General features: G+C 54.2%; 4 protein-coding genes. 2 read left to right on the forward strand and 2 right to left on the reverse strand.

What is annotated here, in order from left to right; all coding sequences use genetic code 11:
- Window positions 1–874: 874 nt before the first annotated feature.
- Together DXC52_RS09730 and DXC52_RS09735 are read left to right on the forward strand one after the other, a co-directional pair.
- The gene (locus DXC52_RS09730; RefSeq protein ID WP_199409517.1) at window positions 875–1489 is read left to right on the forward strand and encodes a hypothetical protein; all 615 of its coding nucleotides are present in this window, start codon (window positions 875–877) and stop codon (window positions 1487–1489) included.
- Between the two features lie 79 nt (window positions 1490–1568).
- The gene (locus DXC52_RS09735; RefSeq protein WP_117747089.1) at window positions 1569–1784 is read left to right on the forward strand and encodes a hypothetical protein; all 216 of its coding nucleotides are present in this window, start codon (window positions 1569–1571) and stop codon (window positions 1782–1784) included.
- A gap of 1336 nt (window positions 1785–3120) precedes the next feature.
- Here the strand turns inward: DXC52_RS09735 and DXC52_RS09750 are convergent.
- Together DXC52_RS09750 and DXC52_RS09755 are read right to left on the reverse strand one after the other, a co-directional pair.
- Window positions 3121–4065 (reverse strand): MnhB domain-containing protein, encoded by a 945-nt coding sequence (locus DXC52_RS09750; protein WP_117747092.1) that lies wholly within the window; start codon window positions 4063–4065, stop codon window positions 3121–3123.
- The gene (locus DXC52_RS09755) at window positions 4062–4520 is read right to left on the reverse strand and encodes a Panacea domain-containing protein (protein WP_158554646.1); all 459 of its coding nucleotides are present in this window, start codon (window positions 4518–4520) and stop codon (window positions 4062–4064) included. Before DXC52_RS09755 ends, DXC52_RS09750 begins: the two co-directional genes overlap by 4 nt.
- Window positions 4521–4624: the final 104 nt, after the last annotated feature.

The following is a 4624-nucleotide window of genomic DNA, read 5'->3' on the forward strand; positions in this document are numbered from 1 at the left end:
CGGGAACGGCCTGTCCGCCTAATGTGTTCGGCTGAGATCGGAAATCAACCAGCCTGATAAGCTTTGGGCAAAATCTTCGCAACACTTTATTCAGCATGGGCTGCGGTGACGCAGGCAAACATAGAACGCAGGAACATGTGGGCAGATCGTGAGTAACCGTCTTTCTCCGTACCGCCCGCTACAGGCGGTACGGAGAAAGACGGTTACTCGATAGGTATCTATCGGAATGCGACGCTGCTATATCACTGCATAAACTGGTCGACTTTGGGAACGGTTACGCTTTCAATAGCGGCACTTATTCAGATGACGGCAACTATAAAGTTCAGACAATCATGAACGTGCGGGACGGCAACGTTGACTGTTCTGACGCCAATCGTATCGTGAACATTCCTGGCCGCATAAAATCGTATTGCAGACTCATGCTAGGAGATATCGTGCTTTCGCTCATGGGCAGTGTTGGTAGGGTCGGAATTGTTGCGGAACCTGACTGTTTACTTAATCATCGAGTTGCCGTGCTCGATTCTGTCAGGAAAGACACGCTGACAGGATTTTTTTTGGTTCTGGCAAACTGCCTTTAAGGAACATATGATTGGCATTGCACAGGGAACTGCCCAGTCTAACCTGAGCGCCTTGAAAAACTACAGTTGGAGATACCCCATAATTCCGGTGCCATTTCGGCACTTTGCGAGAACTTGATGCCTCTGTTCGATACCATTCTCGACAACAGGATTGAAATGCAAGCACTTTCCTCGCTTAGAGACGCTCTCCTGTCGATGCTAATGAGCGGGGAAAATCGCGATTGACGAGGTTGTACAATTTGAACATGGACAATAAGGGAACAACGACAAGTTACGAAGGCGTGCTGCCCTCCCATATGCCATTCGATATCTGGGAGGTATACGCCCGTCTCGTGCTTCAATTCCTTGATGAAGCAACGTATAGAAACCTGTCGCATAGGGACAAACCCGACCTTTGGGATGAACTCCATGACCTGGGAGTCGAGGTAACCCAAGCAATATCTCAAGAAACCCAGGAGGCGGACGCTTTGTATGCGAAGCTCCGCGAAACGGATGACGCAAAGCTTAAGGAACGGCTGACGGAACGAATCGAGCAGGTTGGTGCTGAGGTGTTTGATTGGGGCCTCTTCGGTCCCAGCGGCAAAGATTCTTTAGGCCTGATTATAGAAGCTTACAAGGAAAAACTTGGTAAGCTAAACGGCGGCGGGTATAGGCCATTTGCGCACAATCACCTATTCATAAGGTCGGATGTGCTGGCCGATACGGTAATGCTCGAAGAGGCGCTTGCTGCCTTTCTTTCATTGAGTGTATATTCGGTCTCTTTCGAGCGCGTCATTGTCTCGGTGCCAGGGCATAACTACGATTTCGATCTTGTATCTCAAATGTATAAAGCCATATCGTTCGGAAGTGATGATCAATTTAGGATCGCTGAACAAGCGAGGGCGCTTGTCTTAGGCGCGGAGATGAGTTAGCCACCAAATAATCATTTACCGGGACGTAGGCCTACGCTTCAGAATTGTTTCCATCGAACCAGGAGGAAAGGAGCCCCCGATGGAAGCGCTGATCAATATGGTCCCAGCTCAGATGCAGCCGGTTCTAGACTATCTGCAGCTAAAGCAATTAAAAGCAGTGCTCGAAATCACTCTGCAAAGCCATGCCGAAAGCAGCGTGCCCAGCCGCTGTGACACTACGTCAAATTACTGGCTGGGATTCAACAGCTATCTAACGTTAAATCTCTGGTTTGGATCGGTGGCCAAATCGCTCTAAACCAGAGATTTAACAACTTCCAACCAGATTTTTTCATACTCCATAAAACTCCGCTAACCGAAAACGGTCGAAGTTACATTCAAACCATTTGGAGCAATTTGGATGTGTTCCGCTCTGTGTGCTGAAAACAATCTCGTATTCGGCAACGAGGAACGTTTCTGCCAGTTTTGGAACGCGATGTCCAGATGGATCTGCAAGCGGAATATAAAACAAGCGGCGCTACTATTAGTAGCGCCGCTTGCATCATCAAAGAAGAATCGCTATCGATCGTCTCCGGGGTTTTTCGTTCAAAATTAGAGCATGTCGATTACGGCTCATCGAAGTCCATCCACTCTACAGGCTGCATTAGACCGTAATAATCGACGGGCGTTTTGAATCGAATCCTGCCCAAATGACCGTCGCTCTTCCGCACCCAACTGCGTCCGTAGCGATCGGTGAAAGCCACCTCGCAGCCGAGGGCCTTATGCATCGAACAATCGAGATGCCCGACGCACCTCACGGTTTTGCCCGGAGCAACGGACGAGAGTAGAACTCTGCAGCCACACCCCTCGACGTCCCTCCCGTCTTGAGGCCCGGCACCTTGGACGAGCGCGGCAGTGAGGATAACTTGGTAAACGACGTCGTTGCTATTGTTCATCACTTCTAGTCCGAACTGCGGCCCGAAATCAACCCTGCACCTGCCAACCGTGGCCGTCTCCCCCTCGGGCATCCTGACCACACGGGCACAGATGGCCGAGGCCTGGCTCCGCGCGGCCGCCCGGCGGCCCCGTATCAGCGTGAAAATCCACTGGAGGAGAGTGAGCGCCAACGAGAGGAAAGCAACAGCCGTGCCGAAATCGATTTGACCGTTGAAACTAATTACAACGCTATCTGGGAACATTTGGTCAACCCATCCGCCAGCGCCGCCGCCTCAAGGAGAGGCTTCCGGTCAACGGGCCCCACTTGGCGAACGGCTCGCTTCTCCCGTCGCACATCCCGCATTCTGGCCGCAGGCCTCTCGTGAATCCATGGGTAAAAGAGCACGCGGTAGCGCTCGTAAAACCCTTCTCCAGGCATATCATCATCGGAGCGCACGATATCACAGTCTCCTTCCTCTACAGATTCCGCCTTATGGAGACCCTACACCAACAATCGCGACACTACCTTCGCCATCGGCTCGTCAGCGTCCAAGCGCCACCTCCAATCAATCTCGCCCCGCCGCGAAAAGCAGGAAGCCGACCCGAAGGACGGCTCCCCAGTGTCCCGTGCGGCGGAGGATGACCGCACGGCTATGTTCCTAGACGTGTCGCCATGCCGAGGGCCGCCCCGGAGGACGGCCCTCGGCATGGCGTTCGGGCTACAGCCCGATGAGCCCCCTGAGTCCAGGGTGGGAGAGCGCCATCATCGCAGCCATGATGACAACGAGGACGACGTCTGCGGCGATCAGACAGTTCCTCGGCCATTTTCCCAGCTCGACATTCCGATGGTTGAAGGACATCTTCCAGATGAAGACCAGCAGGATGCAGACCGTGTTGATGAGCACGAAGCCCACGAGCGCGGCGAGGAGCACGATGGCGCGTATGCCGCCGTCGATGCCGAGCGCGCCCATCGCGGAGGTCGAGAACCCAACGCCGCCGTTGAAGGCGAGCACGACCGCCGCGAACACGCCGAGGATCGCGATGTACTCCATCCTCGTCTTGTCGAGGCGCTCGTCAAACTCCCTTTCCAGCTCTGCGCGTTTCTGGTCCGCCTCATCCCTTTCCGCTTTCACTTCGGCGATTGCCGCTTTGAATGCGCGCATGGCCTGCTGCTGTTCGATATCGTGGCTCAGCCTCGTCTTTTCCAGGTCGATGTGGTCGGCGAGTTTGAGGACACTTTTCGCCTGGTCACAAAGTCCATGCGTCGTCAGGTACTCATGGATAATGCGAATGTTCTCGGCGAGGCAGTTGACCGAATAGGGGACCCCTTCGTCCAAGTCCCCAGAGGACTGCCCGAGTGCGTTAAATACCAGGTCGCAGATGTCGGCATATCTATGGCGATAGGGCTCGCTCCCCCCATATAGCTTTGCGAAGAAGTTCGAGGCTCGGCGGATGTCCTCTTGGGAGAGCGCCGCGGCATCATCCGTGCTGGCGAGGGATTCGAGCATGTCGCGGAGAGCCTTGCGTTTCTGTGCGTCGTCGCTGCCTGCGTTTATTGGGGGAACTTTCAGGGGCGGCTTCGAAAGAGTCCCAATTTTGCTGGTGAGCAGAGAGAGGACCCTTCCGAAGTTTTCGGCCGCCTTTGCATAGTCTTGCTCGGTCACTCAGAGACCTCGCTAGCGCACTGCATGATCAGCTCATTTGGGATGATTCCTTTGTGTAGGCGCTTCTGGTTGTAGATGATGTCCCACGGGGACCCCTCGGCGTGTGAGATCCTGACGAGCTCCCATGGGGATTTCTCGGCGAGCGTGTCCACCCCCGCATCTAGGAACGGGCGGATGGAGTCATTTATCTCGGTGTCGAACTCGCGTTTTATCGGGAAGCCGCCGCAGTCAGAGAACTCAACGTAGACATCTCTGATGACCGGGCCGTAGGGCCATGCCTCAAACTGGTCGGCGAATAGCAGCTCGCCGGTCTCGCTCGCGTGTATGACTTGCAGGAAGTAAAGAATCTTCTGAAGCTGAAGATTGCTGATGGGCGTGTTGTGGCGATATCGCCTGCTGACGGCGTACTCGGCGATTTCCATCGCGCAGTACTCTGTCCCGATTTGGACTTTCATCTGTTTCCTCCTTTTCCAAATCATACCAGTGATGTGCTTCCCTGTTAGCGTCGGAATAATTTAGCCAAATATAGTCGGCCGAGATTGACCAATCCCGGCCGACC

Origin of the sequence: Collinsella sp. TF05-9AC (assembly GCF_003438495.1) — a bacterium.
GTDB lineage: Bacteria > Actinomycetota > Coriobacteriia > Coriobacteriales > Coriobacteriaceae > Collinsella.